The sequence below is a fragment of the Pinirhizobacter sp. genome (assembly GCF_036499745.1).
In the GTDB taxonomy this organism is placed as follows: domain Bacteria; phylum Pseudomonadota; class Gammaproteobacteria; order Xanthomonadales; family Rhodanobacteraceae; genus Pinirhizobacter.
Map to the genome: position 1 here is coordinate 23,622 of NZ_DASYDG010000007.1, position 19,286 is coordinate 42,907.

Sequence of the window (19,286 nt, forward strand, 5' to 3'; positions counted from 1 at the left end):
TCCCGATCAGATCGACGTGACTTCGCCGCCATCCATGCGGATGGATGCGCCGGTAAGCCAACGTGCATTGGGCGACACCAGGAACGCCATGAGGTCGGCGAGTTCTTCGGGCTTGCCATAACGGCTGATACCCGATTGGGCAAGGAATGCGCTCGTCGCATTTTCGACGGTGAGCTTGTGATCGGTCGCCCATTTTTTCAGATAACTTTCGCGACGCCCGGTCATGACCGGGCCGGGCATCACGCTGTTCACCTGCACGCCGTCTTTCAGCCCGCGCTCGGCGAAGGCCTTGGCCAGGGCCACGATTGCCGCGTTGATCGCGCCCACGGCGGCATAGGGCGATTTGGGAAACTGCGCGGAGTTGCCGGAAGTGAGCACGACCGCGCCCCGCGAGGCCTTGAGCGCATCCCATGCACGGATGGTGAGGCGGCGCGCGCCGTGAAGCTTCAATTCCGTACCGGCATACCATTGCTCGTCGGTCATCTCGAACAGATCGATCTGTGGCACCGCGCCGGCAATGTTCACCAGCGCGTCGATACGCTCGAGTCGAGCCAGCGTTTCCCGCACTACCTGGTCCGCGGCGGGCACCTGGCTTAAGTCGGCATCGATCACCAGGGGTTCGGCACCGGCAAGCCTCACCGCGTCGGCCGTGCTTTCAAGATGTCCGCGGTTACGTGCCACCAGTACCACCTGCGAGAAATCCTGAGCCACGCGGATAGCCGTGGCGCGACCGATGCCCTGGCTGGCACCCGTGACAATGGCCACGGTCTCCTGGCTCATGACCTGCTACCCATGAAACCGAGGATCGCCTTGGCGATCTGCGCATGGTGCGTTTCGAGCGCGAAATGCCCGGTGTCGAAAAACTGCACGCTGGCGGCTGGGATGTCGCGCTTGAATGCCTCAGCGCCTGGCGGCAGGAAGAACGGATCGTTCTTACCCCACACTGCCAGCATCGGCGGCTGATGCTTCTTGAAATAGGCCTGGAACTCTGGATACATCGCCACGTTGCTGGCGTAATCGAGCAGAAGGTCCAATTGCACTTCATGAGCGCCCGGACGTGCCATGTAGAAGTCGTCGAGCGAAAAACCATCCGGGGATACCAACGTGGTGTCGGCTACACCGTGCGTGTACTGAAAATACGTACTTTCAGGCGAAAGGAATCCACGCAGCGCATCGCGATTGGCGTCGCTGGGATCTTTCCAGTAGGTGCGGATCGGGTTCCAGCCGTCGCTCAGGCCTTCCTCGTAGGCATTACCGTTCTGGCTGATGATCGAGGTGATGCGCTCCGGGTGCTTCAATGCGATGCGCAAACCGACGGGCGAGCCATAGTCGAAGATGTAGATGCCGAACGTCTTCAGTCCAACCACTTCGGTAAACCGGCTGATGACATCGGCCAGATGGGCGAAGGAATAAGCGAATTCGCTGCGATCGGGCATCGACGAACGGCCAAAGCCGGGGAAGTCGGGGGCTACGATGTGGTACTTATCCGCCAACGCGGGAATTAGGTCGCGAAACATGTGGCTGGAGGTAGGGAAGCCATGCAGAAGGAGCAGTGTCGGGGCGTTTGAAGGGCCGGCTTCGCGGTAGGCGATGTCCAGGCCGTCGACTTTGATTGACTTGAAATGTACGGTTGTCATGGGAGTTGTCCTGTAGGAAGTTGGTTAGGGTCGTGGCTTGTGCGTAACGCGCGGGGGTCAGCGTGTTTTCGTGCCCAGCCGTGCGGCCTCATCGACGATTGAGACCACCTCGTCCGGAGCGGTCACCATTGGGCAGTGATCAACCGCCGCTTCGCGGCTGGTGGCATTCATGCGCTGGGCAAGGAAGCGCTGGGTTGGCGTGGGAATCATCCGGTCGTCAAGCGCCACCAGGTACCAGGATGGACGCTTGCTCCATAGCGTTGGGCCCATCGGCTCGGTGATGCACGGTGCGGCGATCGGTCGCTGCACGGACGCCATCACCGTGAGCGTTTTTTTATCGGCGTTCTGCGCGAATGCCGTGCTGAAACTGTCGGCGGCCAGCCAGAACCGTCCGTCCGGTTCCGGTGCAAGCTTTGGTGCATCGGGATGCTGGGTATCGCGGTAGAACACGTCCGCGACAGTTTCGGACTGTGCAGGTGCAAGGCCTGAGATGAACACCAGCGCAGATACACGCTCGTCCTGGATACCTGAAACCACAGCGCCGGCATAGGCATGGCCCACCAGCACGACGGAGCCTTCCGTACGATCGATCACGGCCTGCAAGGAATCAATGTCCGCCTTCAACGAAGCTAGCGGCAGCGGCGCGGCAATGACTTTGTATCCGCGATCGGCTAGCGCCACGATCACATGTGCCCAACTGCTTCCATCCACCCACGCGCCATGGACCAGGATGATGGTGGGAAGATTGTTTGCGTCAGTCATGTTGTTCTCCAATGCGTTTTTTTAAAACAAGTTCACCCTTTGGCGACGGCCAGGCCATCTCCCAGATTCGGGTGACTTAAGTTGTCGGGTCAGGCGGTCGGGGTAGGACGTTGCTTTATGAAGCTGGGCTTGAAAGTGTCAGGTCGCAGGTGACGATGATCGCGAACACGGCGTCGGAAAACAGGATCAGTCGCTCAGGGCTCGGATGTTCGGCGGTCATGGCGTGTGTAGCCTGTCGTCAGGATTCGTTGACGCTTACATAACCTTTCAGGTGTATTTAAAGAGGTTACTAAGCGGGCTGACGTGGAGTCTTCTCCGATCCGCATAACTTGTCAATACCTGTTATAGTGGTTACGTAAAGTTTCTTCGCAACCCGCCCAGTTTCCCCTGCCCCATTGAGTATTTATGAACCAGGCAAACCCCCCAGCACTCTTTATTGCCGATTCACTTGGCCTGGACTTCTTGAACTCCATTGCCATACCGGTCGACACCACCGTGGAATTCATCGGCGACGGCGGGAGCCTGCTTTCATGGCTGGATCAGGCTCATCTGGTGCCGAAGGAGGTGCTGGAGCAGTTCAGCGCTACCGCCGCACCGGGGGAACTCGATGCCGTAGCGACCCATGCCCGCGCGTTCAGGGAATGGTTCCGTGGTTTCGTCGTTCAACACATGGGTAAGCCGCTGTCGGACGATGCGGTGGGCGCGCTGGATCCGCTCAATCGGATACTGGCGCGAGACGAGGGCTACGGGCAGATCGTGGCGAGGCAGGATGGCACAAGCAGCGGTGTCGCCACTGGATTAGCCTTTGAATCGCGTCGGCGCTGGCGTTCTTCGGACACGCTGTTGATACCGATTGCGCGAAGCATCGCGGATTTGCTGACTACGGAGAACTTCAGCGACGTGAAGCCCTGCCAGGGCCACGCCTGCACATTATTGTTTGTCGACCATACGCGTGGCCGCGCCAGGCGCTGGTGCAGCATGGCTGTGTGCGGCAACCGGGCCAAGCAGGCAGCGCATCGCGAGCGGGCGGGGAAGGCTGCGGCATCCGCCAAGCGTCGTGCGTGAAGCCAGTTGTCGTGGTCTCAGGACCGGCCTACGTTTAACACCACCAATCCACCCGTCGGCTGATTAAGATCCGTTCCGGGTTAAAAAAAGGCGCCCCGGTTTCTCTCGGGGCGCCTTTTTTGCAATCTGCCAGTACTGCTTACAACAACGGCACCAACAACAACGCCACGATGTTGATGATCTTGATCAACGGATTCACCGCCGGCCCCGCGGTGTCCTTGTACGGATCACCCACCGTATCGCCGGTGACGGCAGCCTTGTGGGCATCGGACCCCTTGCCGCCGAAATTCCCGTCTTCAATGTATTTCTTGGCGTTATCCCAGGCGCCGCCACCGGTAGTCATCGAGACCGCCACGAACAAGCCCGTAACGATGGTGCCGATCAACACGCCACCCAGTGCCTGCGCACCGGCTTCGCTGCCGCCGAGCCACTTGAAGAGGAACAGCACTACCACGGGCACCAGCACCGGCAGCAGGGAGGGAACGAGCATCTCCTTGATCGCCGATCGGGTGAGCATGTCCACCGCGCGGGAATAATCAGGCTTGGTGGTGCCTTCCATGATGCCCTTGATTTCGCGGAACTGGCGGCGCACTTCCTCCACCACCGCGCCAGCGGCGCGTCCCACCGCTTCCATCGCCATGGCGGCGAAGAGGTAGGGGATCAGGCCGCCGATCAGCAGGCCAATGATCACGTAGTGGTTGGACAGGTCAAAAGGCACCTGCGCCACGCCAAGGTGCTGGCTCAGGTTATGGGTGTAATCGGCAAACAGCACCAGCGCTGCCAGGCCCGCCGAACCGATCGCATAGCCCTTGGTTACCGCCTTAGTGGTATTGCCTACCGCGTCCAGCGGATCGGTAACGCCGCGTACTTCCGGCGGAAGCTCGGCCATCTCGGCGATGCCGCCGGCGTTGTCGGTGATCGGGCCATAGGCATCCAGGGCCACGATCATGCCGGTCATGCTGAGCATGGCGGTGGCGGCGATGGCGATACCGTAGAGGCCTGCCAGGTCGTAGGCGCCCCAGATCGCCGCACACACGGCCAGTACCGGCAGCGCGGTGGACTTCATCGACACGCCCAGGCCCGCGATGATGTTGGTGGCGTGGCCGGTTAGCGAGGCCTTGGCCACGTGGCGCACGGGACCGTACTCGGTGGCGGTGTAGTACTCGGTGATCACCACCATGGCGCCGGTGAGCGCCAGGCCGATCAGTTCGCACCCGAACAGCTTGCCCGCGCCGAAGCTCGAATCGCCCATGAGGCCCTGGGTGATCGGGTAGAAGGCGATGGCCGCGAGGACCGCCGACACCGCCACACCTGCGTACAGGGCGTTCATGATCTTGCCCTTGCCGGCCCGCACGAAGAATGTGCCGATGATCGAGGCCACGATCGAGGCGCCGCCCAGCACCAGCGGGAACAGCGCGCCGTTGGTTCCGGTCTGTTCGGCCATCACGCCACCCAGCAGCATGGTGGCGATCAGGGTGACGGCGTAGGTTTCGAAGAGGTCGGCGGCCATGCCGGCGCAATCGCCCACGTTATCGCCCACGTTGTCGGCGATCACCGCCGGGTTGCGTGGGTCGTCCTCGGGGATGCCGGCCTCGACCTTACCCACCAGGTCTGCGCCTACGTCGGCGCCCTTGGTGAAGATGCCACCGCCCAGGCGGGCGAAGATGGAGATCAGTGACGAGCCGAAGGCCAGGCCGATCAGCGCGTGCAGGGCCTCCATCTGCGGCAGGCCGTAATGCAGCAGCACTCCGTAATAGCCAGCCACGCCAAGCAGGGCCAGGCCCACCACCAGCATGCCGGTGATGGCGCCCCCGCGGAAGGCGACCTTTAGCGCGCTGGCCAGGCCGTTACGCGCGGCCTCCGCGGTGCGGACATTGGCCTGCACCGAGACATTCATGCCGATATAGCCGGTGGCACCGGAAAGGATGGCGCCAATGGCAAAGCCGATGGCCGTGGACCAGGCCAGGGCGAAGCCGACGATAAGGAAAAGGACGATGCCGACCATGCCGATGGTGGCGTATTGCCGGTTCAGGTAAGCCCGCGCGCCCAGCTGGATGGCGGCGGCGATTTCCTGCATGCGTTCGTTGCCGGGGGACTGCGCCAGGATCCATCGAACGGATAAAGCGCCATAAAGAACTGCCAGGACCGCACAAGCCAGGGCGATCCACAAGCCGTACTGCTGCAGCATCGAAGCCTCCTCGTTGGTTGTCGAGCCGTTCCCCTGAAAGCAACGGACCGACCGAGTATAGGCAGACGTTGGGTGCTGCGGTGTTGTGCGGCGCACGAAAAAGGGCGGCCGCGAGGGGCCGCCCTTTCCGATACAGCCGTGGGGGACTACTGCGAGTTGGCGACGATGTCGGCGATCAACCCGGTGGTGATGGCTACCAATACGAAATCATTGTCGGCGCGTACCCAGCGGTACCCACGGGGCGGTTCGCGCAGGCGATAGGTGCGGTAGTCGGTGACATAGTGCCCGCGGTCCCGGTATTGCGACGGCAGGGCGTGGCCTCGCGACCAGCGTTCATGGCCGCCATTATTGTGGTGGTCATCGCGGTGGTCATTACGATTATCGTGACCGTGGTTGTCATGGTCACGGTCGCCGTCGTGGTCATGCGGCGGTTGGGCCATGGCGATGCTCGTGGCCGAGAGCAGCAGACCACCCAGCAACAGGCTTCGGATCGGTTTCATGGTGTTTCCTCAAGGGGAGGGGGAAGCATGGCGCGGCCCGCGTGCAGGCCGCGCCAAGGGGATCGATCAACGTGTCGCCATGTCCAGGATGATACCCGTGGCGACGGCAACCAGAAGATAGTCGCTTCCGTTGCGTACCCAGTGGTAACCGCGCGGCGGCGGACGCAGACGGTAGTAACCGTAATTATTTACGACATATACCGGACCGTTGTAACGATGGCCGCGGACCCAGTGTCCACGATAGGGGCCGGGGTGGCCGCCGTAGTAATGCGGATGGCCGTAATAGCGTGCCGGCGGGCGATGGCCATAGCCACCACGATGGTCGTAACCGCGGTGATCGTTGCCACGGTGGTCGTTGCCTCGACGGTCGTCATGGCCGCTGCGGCCATGGTCACGTCCCCGATCGTTGTCGTGCTGGGCGAATGCCGACAGGCTCGCGCAGCCCAGGACGACGGCAGCGGCAATGCGGGTAAGTCGGTTCATGGCCAATTCCTCCAGTAAAGCCCGGCGTCTTTCCTGAAACTTTCGGAAGGCCGGGCGGCAGCTGCAATGTAGGGTGATGAACCTGAACGAGGGGGGTGGAAAGCGAGGGTACCGTCGCTTTTGTTCAGTTTCCGGAAGGGCGTTCGAAATGGAGCGCCGCAGGGCGTCCAGGGAGGTCCAGGTTGACCACGCGTTCCGGAGCGCTGGCGACCACTTTACCGCCGCGGATCACTGCCAGACGCGCGGCCTTGAGGCGTATCGCCTCCACGGTGTCGGCCGCCTGTAACAACACCATGTCGGCCCGCTTGCCGACCTCGATGCCATGGCCTTCCAGGCCCATGACTTTCGCGGCGTTGGTAGTCACTGCATCAAAACAGGCGCGCGTGCCGTCGCGGCTGGTCATCTGCGCCACGTGCAGGCCCATGTGGGCCACCTCGAGCATGTCGGCCGAACCCATCGCATACCAGGGGTCCATCACGCAGTCGTGGCCGAATGCCACGTTCACGCCCGCTGCCATCAGTTCGGGTACGCGGGTCATGCCGCGGCGCTTGGGGTAGGTATCGTGGCGGCCCTGCAGGGTGATGTTGATCAGCGGGTTGGCAACGGCGTGCACGCCGGCTTCGGCTATCAAGGGAATCAGTTTGGATACGAAGTAGTTGTCCATCGAATGCATGGAGGTGAGATGGGAACCGGTGACCCGACCCTGCAGCCCGGTGCGGATCGTCTGCGCCGCCAGCGTCTGGATATGCCGCGACATCGGATCGTCCGTCTCGTCGCAATGCATGTCCACCATCAGGCCGCGTTCGGCGGCCAGTTCGCACAGCCAGCGGATCGACTCGGCGCCATCGGCGTCGGTGCGCTCGAAATGGGGAATACCACCGACCACGTCCACGCCGCGATCGAGCGCGCGCAGGAGGTTTTCCTTCGCGTTCGGCGAACGCAGCAGGCCGTCCTGGGGGAAGGCCACCAGCTGCAGGTCGAGGTAGGGCGCCACACGCTTGCGAACCTCCAGCAGGGCATCGACGGCGAGCAGTCGATCATCGCAGACATCCACATGGCTGCGGATGGCGCCGATGCCCTGGGCCACGGCCATGTCGCAATAGGCCATGGCGCGCTCGATCAGCGCATCGACGGTGAGCATGGGCTTGAGCTCGCCCCAAAGCGCAATGCCCTCCAGTAGCGTGCCGGAGATATTCATTCGCGGCAGGCCCAGCGAGAGCGTGGCGTCCATATGGAAATGTGCATCGACGAAGGGAGCACTTACCAGACGGCCGCGCGCGTCAATCTCCTCGGCGGCCGAATTTTCCAGCGCAGGTCCAAGGTGCGAGATCACCCCGTCGCGGATGCCGATGTCGATGCCCGAGCATCCGTCGGGAAGGCTGGCGCCACGCAGGATAAGGTCCATGGAGTTCCCCCTGGTAGATCAATCGACGCGGCAGAACACCGCCTTCAGATACCGGCCTTCGGGTACCGTGGCCGCCACCGGGTGGTCCGCGCCGGCGCCGGACACTTCCAGCACCTGGATGCTGCGACCGGCATTCAGCGACACGCGGCGCAGCATCTCCAGGAAGTCGCCTTCCGACACCAGTCCGGTGCACGAGCATGTGAGCAGAATGCCGCCCGGTGCGATCACATCGAGCGCGCTGCGGTTCATAGCGAAGTATTTCTTCAGCGCCGGAACCACCTGGGTACGGTCACGGGTGAGCTTGGGCGGATCCAGCACCACCGCGTCCCAGGTGCGGCCATCGGCGATCGCCGCACGCAGCCATTCGAAAATGTCGCCCTGCTCGAACGTGGCCTGCACGTTGTTGAGCGCAGCGTTACCGCGGGCGATATCCAGGATGGCGGCGTCCGCATCCACGCCGATGGCATCGACCGCACCCCCGGCCATTGCATGCACGGCAAAACCACCGGCATTGCAGCACAGGTCCAGCACGCGCCGACCCTGGGCCAGGCGCGCGAAGGTCGCGCGGTTGTCGCGCTGGTCGGCGAAGAAGCCGGTCTTGTGGCCCAGGCCCGGCGCCGAGCGGAAGCGCAGGCCGTGTTCGTGCACTTCCACCGGTTCCGGCGCTTCGCCGCTGCGGCAATCGAAGGATTCCTGCTTCTGCACGTGCTGTTCGGCGAACCAGTACAGGGAGCTTCCCGGGAAGCATTCAGCGAGCGCAGCGTGGATGGCCTCACGGAAGCGCCACATGCCGGCGGCGAAATATTCCACCACCAGGGAGTTGGCGTAGCGGTCCACCACCAGGCCCGAAAGCCCATCCCCTTCGCTATGCACCACGCGCCAGGCATCGCTTGTGTCATCGAGTGACAGCAGCTCGCGCCGCAGCGCCACGGCCTTGCGGATGCGGGCGGCAATCCAGGTGTCATCGATGGCTTCGTAGCCATTGCCCAGCACGCGCAGCGCGATCCGCGCATGGCCATTCCAGAAGCCACGGCCGACGATGTTGCCGCGGCTGTCGGCAATATCCACCACGGTGCCGGGTGGCAGGCGGCTATCGGGCTTGTGCACCTGGGCCGACCACACCCAGGGATGGCCGGGCGCGCGGTCGGATTTAAGGCGGATCACGGGGAGTGCGGGATTATCCATCCACGCATGATAGCCGACCCTCTAGCGCAGCTTGAGGATCAGCCAGGACACCGCAGCCAGGAGGTTGATGCCAAATCGCGAGGATCCGCCCCCACCGAGCCAGGCGCCCCAGCCGTAGGTGCCCACGTGGTAATCGACGCCCAGGTGCGCGCCCTGAGCCAGGTGCACGATCAGGTAGAAGAAGGCGCCGGCGTGAAGTTCATAGTGGATCAACGGCAGCGACAGCAACGGCACCTGCAGCCCCTGCGCCCACATCGACAGGCCCTGGCCGCGACCGTCGTTGGACACCAGTAACACGCCTGCCACCAGGATGAAGGCATAGAGCGCGGCGCCCAGGATGTCCACCAAAGCATGCATCCCGCCGCCACCGGCCAGCAGGCGATAGGTCATCGACGACAGGCCGAAGAAACCGCCGGCAATCTGTACCAGGCCAATCAGGCGGAAGAGGAAAAGCGTCATGCGGGGCTCCAGGGAAAACGTCTACGACAGATCATCGGTGATTTCGCCAAGGTCGGCGATGTGTTGCTCCCACCAACGGGGTTCGGCTGCGAAAGGAAAGGCGGCCGGGAAGGCCGGATCGCCCCAGCGCTGGGCGATCCATCCGGCGTAGTGCACCTGGCGCATGGCACGGAGCACCGGTACAAGCGCCAGTTCCGCTTCGTCGAACTCGCGGAACTGGGTGTAGCCCTCCAGCAGTGCGCGCATGGAAGCATCGTCGCCGGCAAGCATCCACAGGTCCTGGACGGCCGGGCCCATGCGGGCATCGTCAAGGTCGACGAAATGCGGGCCGTCGTCGGTCCAAAGGACATTTCCCGGATGACAGTCGCCATGCAGGCGCAGGGCGCGCCACGGTCCGTAAGCGTCCAGGCGATCATCGATCGCTTCACTCACGTGTGCGGCGGCAAGCCGGTAGGATTCGCGAACCGACACGGGTAACAGCGGCGAGGCGAGTACTGCATTGCACGGTTCAGTGATCATCGTCTTGCGGTCAAGACGGCCACGGGCCTGGAAAGGCTCCTTCGCGCCCACCAGGTGGATGCGCGCGATCAGGCGCCCCAGCCACTCGAGTTGATCGGAGGATTCCAGCGAGGGCGCGCGGCCGCCGCGGCGCGGATAGAGCGCGTAGCGGAAGCCGTTATGGTGCAGCAGCGTGTCGTGGCCGAATCGCAGCGGCGCCACCATGGGAATTTCAGCGCCGGCAAGTTCCCCCGCGAAATAATGTTCCTCGGCAATGGCCGCATCGCTCCATCGGCCGGGGCGATAGAACTTGCCCACCAGGAACCCGCCATCTTCCAGTCCCACCTGGAATACGCGGTTCTCATAGCTGTTGAGGGTGAGCAGGCGCCCATCGGTCCACAGGCCCGTGGCCTCGACCGCCTGTAGCACCACGTCGGGCGAGAGCGCGGCGTACGGCGCGTCGTGGCTCACTGGCCGAAGCCGGCCGGCGCTACTTTGCGGGTAGGCACCACGGCCATGGTCAGCCGTGACAGGCACACCAGGGAATCTTCTTCGTTCACGATGCGGATTTCCCACACCTGCGTGCTTCGGCCCAGGTGCACGGCTTTCGCGGTGCCGGTGACCAGCCCCGAACGCACACCACGGATATGGTTGGCGTTGATGTCCAGGCCCACGGCGACTTCAATAGCCGGATCGAGCGCAAGCATCGCGGCGGTGCTGCCGACAGTCTCTGCCAACACCACCGATGCGCCGCCATGGAGCAGGCCGAACGGCTGATGGGTGCGATGGTCCACCGGCATGGTGGCTGAGAGCCAGTCATCACCCACCGCGCTGAAGGCGATGCCGAGCGTGGCCATCATTGTGTTCGTACTCCAGCCATTGATGCGGGCCAGATCGGTGGATTGTTTCCAGATGGACATGCTTGATCTCCTGCGCGTTGGGCCGCATTGTCGTGGTTCTTCCCGCTTGGCGACAATGCGCTGGTGCACACCGTAACCCTGAAAGCCTCCGGCCACCGCTTCAACGTGGCGCCGGGCGAAACCGTGCTTGAGGCGGCACAACGGGCGGGCATAGCCCTGCCGTACTCTTGCCAGGGTGGTGTCTGCGGAAGCTGCAAGGCCACGTTGTTGCAGGGCGCATGCGATTACCCGCGCAATCCCCCGGTGGCCCTGTCGGCGGCCGAGCAGGTGCGCCATTCCATCCTTACCTGCCAGGCGGTGCCCCTTGGCGACATCACCATCGCCTCGCGCGAGGTGGCGTCGGTCGAGGATATTCCCAGGGTGAGGATCCAGGTGCTCGTATCGCGCAAGGAACGCCTGGCCCCCGATGTGATCGGCCTGCGCCTGGTGCCGGTGCATGACACACCGCTGCGCTGGTTGCCGGGGCAGTACCTGGATATCGTGCTTGAAGACGGCAAGCGCCGGCCGTTCTCCATCGCCAGCAGTCCGGCGGACGACCACGGCATCGAATTGCACGTGCGCCACGTGGCCGGCGGTGGCTTTACCGCGTATGTCGATTCCACTTTGGCGGTAGGCGATACGCTGGAAATCGAGGGGCCCAAGGGCACCTTCGTTCCCCGCGAGGATACCGAGCGCCCGATGGTGTTCATGGCCGGCGGCACGGGCTTCGCGCCGATCAAGGCCATCGTCGAGCATTTCCTGGCCCTGGGGACACAGCGCTCGATCACCGTGTACTGGGGCGCCCGCGTGGAGCCAGACCTTTACGACCGCGAACGCGCCGAAGGGTGGGTCATGCGGCACCCGGGCCTTACCTTCATTCCGGTGTTGAGCGATGCCGATGAGGCCCGCCAGGTGGGTATGCGCGCGGGCCTGGTCCATGAGGCGGTGCTCGAAGACTGGCCCGACCTTTCCGGCGTGGATCTTTACATGAGCGGGCCGCCGGCGATGATCGCAGCCAGCCGCGAGCGCCTGGTGGCGGCGGGTTTACCCGAGGATCGCCTCTACTTCGATTCCTTCGAATACGCGCCCGACGTGCTGGCCAGCATCCTGGCCGCCCGCGCCGGGATCCACGGGCTCTAGCGGTTAATTCTTGCCCTTGGCCAGCGGCAGCTGGGCCTGGCGCCAGGCCTCGACGCCGCCGCCGAGGGTGTGCACCCGGGTGAAACCGGCCTTGACCAGGCGTGCGGCGGCCTTGTCCATGGAGCGGCCATCCTTGTCCACGATCACCACCGGCAGTTCGCGGACCTTGGCCAGTTCCTTGTTTTCCGGATCGAACTGGCTGGGCGGGACGTGCTTCGACCCAGGGATATGGGCTTTTTCGTAATCGGCGTAGGCGGAAATATCCACCATCAGCGGGCTCTCGCGGTTGATCAGCAGGGTAAGCGCCGCCGGGGTCAATTCCTTCCACTTGCGGGTGAGCCGCAGGGCCTCGGTGACGATAAGCGCGAGCACCAGGGCCACGAACAGGGCCAGCAGGAAAGGATGGTTGCCCAGGAACTGGGGCAGTTTGTGCAGCACGTCGTTCATCGGCGCGTCCAGGCAGGTAGCCGGCGATTATAGCGGTTCAGGGCGCCCGGTTACTGCGGCGCGATGTTCGGGACGCCGCTCATCAGCCACCACTTGTGCTTTTCTGCGTCGTAACGCCACACCTGGTGATCCACCACACTGCGCTCGGCCTGGGTGTTGTTGTTGATCAGGCCGATCTGCACCACCTGGCGTACTTCGTTGGGATTGTCGCCCGGAAGAGGGCCCACGCCTTCGTCGTAGCCGCTCACGCGTACCTGCGACCAGCGCGACATCTCCATCGAAGAGGGCGGGTTTGCTTCAAGCACCTTCGGGTCGACGAAGGACATGGCACTGCGGACGTCGCCCCAGCGCACCACCGAGCCATAGCGGTTGAGCGTCTCGGTCATGGAATCGGAGCGGCGGTCGCTGGCGCAACCGGCAAGCGCGGTTGCCATCACGGCCAGGATCAGGATAAGTCGGCGCATCGGTGAATTCCCCTGGTGATCTCAAGCCCCATCCGAAGGACCCATTGTGCCGCATCATGCCTTGCGGCGCTTGGCCACGAAGCGTGCCTGCAGGGTGGCAGCGGGCTTGTCGCCGGGCCCGGGGACGGTAACCAGCACCTGCGCACGGGCATGGGCATGGCGGGCCCAGTCGTCGAAGAAGGCTTCCCAGGTGGCACCTTCGTCCAGCGTGGCGACCGCCTTGAAGTCGTCCCATACCGGCTGCAGGTAGCGCACGGTGGATTCACCCACGAAGATGTCAGCGTCCAGCCCCCGCGCATGCATGGCCAGTTCCACCAGCCCCCAGCCGGCCAGGGTCATCACGCTGGCAAGGCTGCCGCCGAACGCGCAGCCCTTGTCGTTCACGTTGGGCCCCAGCGGCGCGGTCATTACAAGCTGACCAGAGTCCCATGCATGCAGCCGAAGCTGCATGGCCTGCACCAGGGGGATGCGCGCCAGCAGCGCGGAAAGGTGTAGTCCAGGTTCGGTCGACATGGCGCGGCAGTCTGCCGCCGCAGGCCGGCGGGGGCAAGCAGGGTAGACTCCGGAGCCTTATGGCGGATACGTCGGATCATTCACTCAAGGACCGCCGCGTGGCGATCACGCGACCGGCCGGTACCGCCGCTGGGCTGGTCGCGGCGGTGCGTGCCCGCGGGGGAATGCCCGTGCTTTTGCCCGGTCTTTCGCTGCGCACGGTGGAGGACACCCGGGTCGCTGCCACCCTGCTTGATCATGCGTTGACCGCCGATGTCGTCGTGTTCACCAGCCCGGCAGCCGTGGCCCATGCCCGGCAACTGCGTTCGCTGGCCACGACCGCGGTGGCCTGCGCTGTAGGTGCCGGCACGGCGAAGGCGCTTGCCCGCGCGGGCATCACGAATGTGCGGTTTCCCGATCGCGAGGACAGCGAGGGACTGCTGGCCATGGACGTCATGTCGCAGCTTGGCCATGCACGCGTTGCCCTGGTGGGTGCAGCGGGCGGTCGCGGCATAGTGCGTGCGGCGTTGCGCGACCGCTCGGCTCAATTCGAAGAAGTGCATGTGTACCGGCGCGGCCCAGCGCGGCTGGATGCGCGCCATCGCGCCGCCGCCGGCGCCTTCACGCCGCGCGATCGGGTGCTGCTGTCCAGCGCCGAGGCCCTGGCGAACCTCCAACGGGGACTGGCCGGGGCGCCGTGGCAGGCGCTGCTCGGCGCCACCTGGATCGTAAGTAGCGAGCGCCTGGCTGCCATGGCCCGTGACGCAGGCATCGCCATCGTCCACGTGGCGTCGGCAGCGCAAGGCCAGGCTTTGCTGGATGTCGCCGCGCACGTTCCTGATTGACGACCCCGTTACGCGCTCCTGCTAGCATGCGATGCATGAGCGAAACGACTCCCGTCCAGCCCGAGCCCGCCGCGACCAGCACGCCGGCATCGCCCCGCACGCCTTCGCAGGCTTCCATCGGCCGCGCCGCGCCGCGCCGCGGCGGCACCATCGCCCTGGCCCTGCTGGTGGCCCTGGTGGCTCTCGCCGGCACCGCTTACGTCGCCTGGCGCGGCTGGCAACTTGAACAGGCCAGTGCCGCGGGTGGACGTGCGGTGGATGACCTTCGCCAGCAGGTCGGCAACCTGGGCCTGCAGGTGAACAACCTGCGCGACGAGCGCGCCGGCCTTCGCCAGCGCCTGGCTGATGCCGATGGCGTGAATCGTTCGCTGCGCGAAGACGTATTGGGCAATGCCGAACGCACGCGCAACCTTGAAGACGCCGTGGCCAGGTTGTCCGAGCGAAGCGTCAGTGGCCACGACACCATGTTGCTGGACGAGGCCGAATCGCTGCTGCGCATGGGCCGCGAGCGCTTCGTGCTGTTCAACGACGCCGGCGGCGCCATCGCCGCCTATACCTCGGCCGACCAGGCCCTGGCGGCGGTGAACGACGGTGCCTATTCCGGTGTGCGGCAAAGCCTCAATGCCGAACGCGAGGCGCTGTCGAAGGTGAAGGTGCCGGCGATGGCGCATGATCTTTCCCTGCTGTCGGCCATGCGCGGCGACCTTGCACAAATGCCTTACCGTCCGGTGGACATGCCTGTCGCCGATGAAGGTGCCCAGGGGTTCTTCGGTCGTGTCGGCCACGCCCTGGCTGGTGTGATCAGCATCCAGCGCGACGACGGCACCCCGCTGGCGATGGCCGACGGCCGTCTGGCGCGTGAACTGGCACTACTCGACCTTGCCCAGGCCCAGGCCGCCTTGCTCGCATTCGACGACAAGGGCCGTACCGATGCCCTCCGCCGCGTCGATACCACGCTGGAAAGGAACTTCGACCCGAGCGACGCACGCGTGCGCCAGGCCCGCGCACAGATCGCGGACATGCTGCTGGAGACCACCGGCAACGTCGCTCCGCCGCAGCTGGGCGCGGCGCTGGCGGAACTGTCCAATGCACGTTCCGTGCATGCCTTGCATGGTGCGCCGGCTGCGCCCGCCGCGGCTTCGTCGGCACCGGCCCAGGGTCGGCCATGAAGCCCTGGCGCTGGTTACTGCTGTTGATTTTCGTGGCGGCCGTGGCCGCCTTTGGCTGGCACTGGATTGCGGTGGACCCAGGCCTGGTGTTCGTGCGCATCCGTGGTGTGCGCATTACCACGACAGTGGTTTTTGCGATCGTTGCCTTGCTGGTGATCTGGTTCCTGCTCGGCGCGCTTTGGTTTTTGCTGCGGTGGCCGTTCGATGCCACCACCCGCCGTCAACGGCGGCAAAGCCGTCGCCGTTTCAGCGATGGCATCGTGGCCCTGTTCGAAGGCCGTAATGCCGATGCCGAACGGGATCTCGCCCGTGCCTCGCGGTACGAGCCCCTTCGCGCAGCATCGCTGCTCGGTGCCGCGGAAGCAGCCAGCCGGCGTGGAGAGAAAGCCCGCGCCATCGAATCGCTCGACCAGGCCGCCCAGATCACGCCGGCCACCGCGCGCATCGTGCGTGCGCGGCTATTTCGGCTTGACGGCCGTCCGCAGGAATCGGTCGCGCTGCTGGCAGCCGACGCGGATAGCCGCAGCCTGCCGCCTGCGGGTTGGGTGGAACTGGCCGAGTCCTCGGTGCTCGCAGGTGACACCCGTCGTGCCCGCGATTGCCTTGAGCCTCTGCAGAAGAGCGGCGTGCTATCGACGAAACAGCTCGCAGACCTTGAGAACCGCATTCTTCAGATGGCCATTGCCCGCGCTCCCGACGGTGCGGCGCTGACCGAATTCTGGTCGCAGTTGCCGAAAAACCAGCGCAGGTCGGCGGCGGTGGTCGATGCCTATGCACGCCGCGCCGCGGGCTTTGGCCAGAATCTCGCCGCGATGGACGAAGTGGAATCATCGCTGCGCCGCGAGTGGTCGTCCTCCCTGGCAGCCACCTATGGCGCGCTTGGTGTTGACGACATCGAAACACGCATGCGCCGTGCCGAGGGCTGGCTCGACGCGCATCCGAACGATGCCTCGCTACTTACGACGCTTGGCCGCATGTGCGTGCGCCTGAAATTGTGGGGCAAGGCACGGGCTTATCTCGAGCGTGCGCTGGCGCTGGCTCCGGACCCGCTGGCCTGGGAGGCGCTGGGAGATACCTGCGTGGGGCAGGGTGAAACGAGTCTCGCCCACCGCTGCTATCGCAATGCGTTGGCGATCGCCCGTGGCGAGGCGGCTGAACCGCTGCCTGCGGTGCATGCCAGCCGCATCGATACCCGGCCGGTGGCCGTGGAAGAACGCGACGTGCACGGCGTGCCGCGCCTGCCGAAATAACTACAGTGGCGTGAGGTTGGCGTAGGCAAGCACCAGCCACTTGGAACCGGCATCGGTGAAATTCACCTGGATCCGGGTATGGGCACCACCGCCTTCGGCACTCACCACCACACCCTCGCCGAAGCTCGGATGCGAGACGCGCGAACCCAGCGCCACAGGCAGGTTATCGACTACCGGCGCGGCATAGGCGCTGCCGGCACCGCCGTAGACAGGCCGCGACACCTGCACGCGCGGCCGCACTTCGTCGATGAGTTCGGCTGGAATCTCACCAAGGAATCGCGAGGGCCGCGCCAGCATCTCGCTGCCATGCATACGGCGTGATTCGGCATGGGTCACGAACAGGCGATCGCGGGCGCGGGTGATGCCCACATAGGCCAGGCGTCGTTCTTCTTCCAGGCGGTCTTCTTCCACCGTGCGCTGGCTGGGGAACAGGCCCTCTTCCATGCCCACCAGGAACACAACGGGGAATTCCAGGCCCTTGGCCGAATGCAGGCTCATCAGCTGCACGCAGTCGTCCCAGGCCTCACCCTGGCCTTCACCGGCCTCCAGCGAGGCGTGTGACAGGAATGCGGTAAGTTCGGTAAGGCCCGCATCGATGTCGTCGGCCGTGGGCTCGAAGCGACTGGCCACGTTCACCAGTTCATCCAGGTTCTCCACCCGGGATTCGGCATTGCCGCGGCTGTCGCGTTCGTAATAATCGCGAAGGCCGGTATGCATGATGGCGTGTTCGATCTGCTCGGCGAGGTTCAACGCGGAGGGCGAATCAGCGCCATCCAGTGGCAGGCCGCCGAAGCTGCGCGCCATCTCTTCAATCATCGACAGGAACGCCTTCACGGCATTCTTCGAACGCGCCGCGAGCGAGCCTGAGGAGAGTTCGGACAGCGCCGCTTCCCACATCGAGGTAGCCTCGCCGCGCGCGCGGCGGCGCAGTTCCTCCAGCGTACGGTCGCCGATGCCGCGCGGGGGCGTGTTCACCGCGCGCTCAAAGGCGGCATCGTCGTGGCGATTGGCGGTAAGGCGCAGATACGCCAGCGCATCCTTGATTTCCGCGCGCTCGAAGAAACGCAGCCCGCCGTACACGCGATAGGGAATATCGCGCTGGATCAGTTGTTCCTCGAAGTTGCGCGATTGCGCATTAGAGCGATAAAGGATGGCGCAGTCACGGGCACGGCCTTTCTCCGCGATGTGCTCGCGGATGCGCTCGATGACGAAACGCGCTTCATCCTGCTCGTTATAAGCGGCATACAGCGCGATGCGCTCGCCCTCGTCGCCGGCCGTCCATAGCTGCTTGCCAAGGCGCCCACCGTTACGCGCGATCACGCTGTTGGCGGCCTTCAGGATGATGGCGGTGGAGCGGTAGTTCTGTTCAAGACGAATAGTCCGCGCACCGGGGAAATCGCGCAGGAACTGCTGCACATTCTCCACCCGCGCGCCACGCCAGCCATAGATGGCCTGGTCGTCGTCGCCCACCACGAACACCTTGCCGGTGTCGCCGGCCAGCATGCGGATCCAGGCGTATTGCAGCGTGTTGGTGTCCTGGAATTCGTCGACCAGCAGGTGCCGCCAGCGATTCCGGTAGTGCTCCAGTACCTGCGGATCCTTCAGCCACAATTCGTGCGCGCGCAGCAGCAGCTCGGCGAAGTCGACCAAACCCGCCCGCTGGCAGGCGTCTTCGTAGGCCTTGAAGATCTCCACGAAGGTACGGGTGACCGGATGGTCTCGGTGTTCGACGTCTTTTGCGCGCTTGCCTTCATCCTTCCAGTTGTTGATCTGCCAGCTGGCCTGGCGCGGCGGAAAACGGGCCTCGTCCAGGCCCATGCCGGCCACGACACGCTTGACCAGGCGCTGCTGGTCGTCCGAATCGAGGATCTGGAACCCCTCCACCAGCCCCGCTTCGCGCCAATGCCGGCGCAGCAGTCGATGCGCGATGCCGTGAAAGGTGCCAACGGTAAGGCCCTGCGTACCACCGGGGATCAGCCCTTCCAGACGCGAACGCATCTCGCCCGCGGCCTTGTTGGTGAAGGTGACAGCCAACACCGCCCAGGGCGGCACCCCCAGCACCTGCGTGAGCCAGCCAATGCGGTGCGTCAATACACGGGTTTTCCCCGACCCCGCACCAGCCAGCACCAGGTAGTGGCCCGGCTCGGCACTAACCGCTTCACGCTGCGCATCGTTAAGCGCATCAAGCAAATGAGAAACATCCATCCTCCGATTCTATCGCGTGGCGGGGAGGGAGCGGTCGGATGGCGCTACGTCGCTAAGTCCTCAGTCGGCTTCGCCTCCCTGCGGAAGCGTTCTCAGGGTGACACCCAACCGCTCCCTCCGACTCCTGAGGCGGCCTTGCAAAGCAAAATCCCGCTCTCCCCACAACCCGCTGTTGCGTCCGGGGGAGCGGTCG

20 protein-coding genes are annotated in these 19,286 nt (G+C 64.5%); 5 read left to right on the forward strand and 15 right to left on the reverse strand.

Annotated features, from left to right (window positions below):
• Positions 1-6: 6 nt before the first annotated feature.
• From VGM61_RS01960 to VGM61_RS01970, 3 genes are read right to left on the reverse strand one after another with little or no spacing between them, the layout of a single operon-like run.
• Positions 7-780, reverse strand: a complete 774-nt coding sequence (locus tag VGM61_RS01960; RefSeq protein WP_331521025.1) for an SDR family oxidoreductase — start codon at positions 778-780, stop codon at positions 7-9.
• The gene (locus VGM61_RS01965) at positions 777-1,637 is read right to left on the reverse strand and encodes an alpha/beta hydrolase (protein WP_331521026.1); all 861 of its coding nucleotides are present in this window, start codon (positions 1,635-1,637) and stop codon (positions 777-779) included. The genes VGM61_RS01960 and VGM61_RS01965 overlap by 4 nt, the downstream gene beginning before the upstream one ends.
• Positions 1,638-1,694: 57 nt before the next feature.
• On the reverse strand, positions 1,695-2,399 hold the full coding sequence (locus VGM61_RS01970; protein WP_331521027.1) for an alpha/beta hydrolase: 705 nt from the start codon (positions 2,397-2,399) through the stop codon (positions 1,695-1,697).
• Between the two features lie 405 nt (positions 2,400-2,804).
• Between VGM61_RS01970 and VGM61_RS01975 the strand changes: the two genes are divergently transcribed.
• Positions 2,805-3,464 (forward strand): CGNR zinc finger domain-containing protein, encoded by a 660-nt coding sequence (locus tag VGM61_RS01975; protein WP_331521028.1) that lies wholly within the window; start codon positions 2,805-2,807, stop codon positions 3,462-3,464.
• 139 nt (positions 3,465-3,603) lie between these two features.
• On the opposite strand, the gene VGM61_RS01980 is transcribed toward VGM61_RS01975, so the two are convergent.
• The 8 genes from VGM61_RS01980 to VGM61_RS02015 all read right to left on the reverse strand — a co-directional run bounded on the left by VGM61_RS01980 (position 3,604) and on the right by VGM61_RS02015 (position 11,102).
• Positions 3,604-5,652: a sodium-translocating pyrophosphatase gene (locus tag VGM61_RS01980; RefSeq protein ID WP_331521029.1), complete on the reverse strand. Its 2,049-nt coding sequence runs from the start codon at positions 5,650-5,652 to the stop codon at positions 3,604-3,606.
• A gap of 146 nt (positions 5,653-5,798) precedes the next feature.
• On the reverse strand, positions 5,799-6,152 hold the full coding sequence (locus VGM61_RS01985; protein WP_414694778.1) for an RcnB family protein: 354 nt from the start codon (positions 6,150-6,152) through the stop codon (positions 5,799-5,801).
• A gap of 66 nt (positions 6,153-6,218) precedes the next feature.
• Positions 6,219-6,635: an RcnB family protein gene (locus tag VGM61_RS01990; RefSeq protein WP_331521030.1), complete on the reverse strand. Its 417-nt coding sequence runs from the start codon at positions 6,633-6,635 to the stop codon at positions 6,219-6,221.
• A 124-nt stretch (positions 6,636-6,759) separates the two neighbouring features.
• Positions 6,760-8,040 (reverse strand): amidohydrolase family protein, encoded by a 1,281-nt coding sequence (locus tag VGM61_RS01995; RefSeq protein WP_331521031.1) that lies wholly within the window; start codon positions 8,038-8,040, stop codon positions 6,760-6,762.
• 18 nt (positions 8,041-8,058) lie between these two features.
• Positions 8,059-9,225: a class I SAM-dependent rRNA methyltransferase gene (locus VGM61_RS02000; RefSeq protein ID WP_331521032.1), complete on the reverse strand. Its 1,167-nt coding sequence runs from the start codon at positions 9,223-9,225 to the stop codon at positions 8,059-8,061.
• Between the two features lie 21 nt (positions 9,226-9,246).
• Positions 9,247-9,684 (reverse strand): hypothetical protein, encoded by a 438-nt coding sequence (locus tag VGM61_RS02005; RefSeq protein WP_331521033.1) that lies wholly within the window; start codon positions 9,682-9,684, stop codon positions 9,247-9,249.
• A 21-nt stretch (positions 9,685-9,705) separates the two neighbouring features.
• A complete protein-coding gene (locus tag VGM61_RS02010; RefSeq protein ID WP_331521034.1) occupies positions 9,706-10,653 on the reverse strand; it encodes a serine/threonine protein kinase in 948 nt (315 codons plus the stop codon).
• Positions 10,650-11,102, reverse strand: a complete 453-nt coding sequence (locus VGM61_RS02015) for a hotdog fold thioesterase (protein WP_331521035.1) — start codon at positions 11,100-11,102, stop codon at positions 10,650-10,652. The genes VGM61_RS02010 and VGM61_RS02015 overlap by 4 nt, the downstream gene beginning before the upstream one ends.
• 27 nt (positions 11,103-11,129) lie before the next feature.
• On the opposite strand from VGM61_RS02015, the gene VGM61_RS02020 reads away from it, so the two are divergent.
• Positions 11,130-12,221 carry a 2Fe-2S iron-sulfur cluster-binding protein gene (locus VGM61_RS02020; RefSeq protein ID WP_331521036.1) on the forward strand — a complete coding sequence of 364 codons (1,092 nt, stop codon included), beginning with the start codon at positions 11,130-11,132 and terminating at the stop codon, positions 12,219-12,221.
• Between the two features lie 3 nt (positions 12,222-12,224).
• On the opposite strand, the gene VGM61_RS02025 is transcribed toward VGM61_RS02020, so the two are convergent.
• From VGM61_RS02025 to VGM61_RS02035, 3 genes are read right to left on the reverse strand one after another with little or no spacing between them, the layout of a single operon-like run.
• Positions 12,225-12,668, reverse strand: a complete 444-nt coding sequence (locus tag VGM61_RS02025; protein ID WP_331521037.1) for a rhodanese-like domain-containing protein — start codon at positions 12,666-12,668, stop codon at positions 12,225-12,227.
• A gap of 50 nt (positions 12,669-12,718) precedes the next feature.
• A complete protein-coding gene (locus VGM61_RS02030; protein WP_331521038.1) occupies positions 12,719-13,132 on the reverse strand; it encodes a hypothetical protein in 414 nt (137 codons plus the stop codon).
• A 54-nt stretch (positions 13,133-13,186) separates the two neighbouring features.
• The gene (locus VGM61_RS02035; protein WP_331521039.1) at positions 13,187-13,645 is read right to left on the reverse strand and encodes a YiiD C-terminal domain-containing protein; all 459 of its coding nucleotides are present in this window, start codon (positions 13,643-13,645) and stop codon (positions 13,187-13,189) included.
• Positions 13,646-13,743: 98 nt separating this feature from the next.
• Between VGM61_RS02035 and VGM61_RS02040 the strand changes: the two genes are divergently transcribed.
• The 3 genes from VGM61_RS02040 to VGM61_RS02050 are packed head-to-tail and all read left to right on the forward strand — an operon-like array spanning position 13,744 to position 16,888.
• Positions 13,744-14,469: a uroporphyrinogen-III synthase gene (locus VGM61_RS02040; protein WP_331521040.1), complete on the forward strand. Its 726-nt coding sequence runs from the start codon at positions 13,744-13,746 to the stop codon at positions 14,467-14,469.
• Positions 14,470-14,504: 35 nt separating this feature from the next.
• Positions 14,505-15,638 (forward strand): uroporphyrinogen-III C-methyltransferase, encoded by a 1,134-nt coding sequence (locus VGM61_RS02045; protein WP_331521041.1) that lies wholly within the window; start codon positions 14,505-14,507, stop codon positions 15,636-15,638.
• Positions 15,635-16,888, forward strand: coding sequence for a heme biosynthesis HemY N-terminal domain-containing protein (locus VGM61_RS02050; RefSeq protein WP_331521042.1), 1,254 nt, complete (start codon positions 15,635-15,637; stop codon positions 16,886-16,888). Before VGM61_RS02045 ends, VGM61_RS02050 begins: the two co-directional genes overlap by 4 nt.
• Here VGM61_RS02050 and uvrD read toward each other — a convergent pair whose 3' ends face one another.
• Complete coding sequence (uvrD, locus tag VGM61_RS02055) at positions 16,889-19,093, reverse strand: DNA helicase II (RefSeq protein WP_331521043.1); 2,205 nt, start codon at positions 19,091-19,093, stop codon at positions 16,889-16,891.
• Positions 19,094-19,286 lie beyond the last annotated feature (193 nt).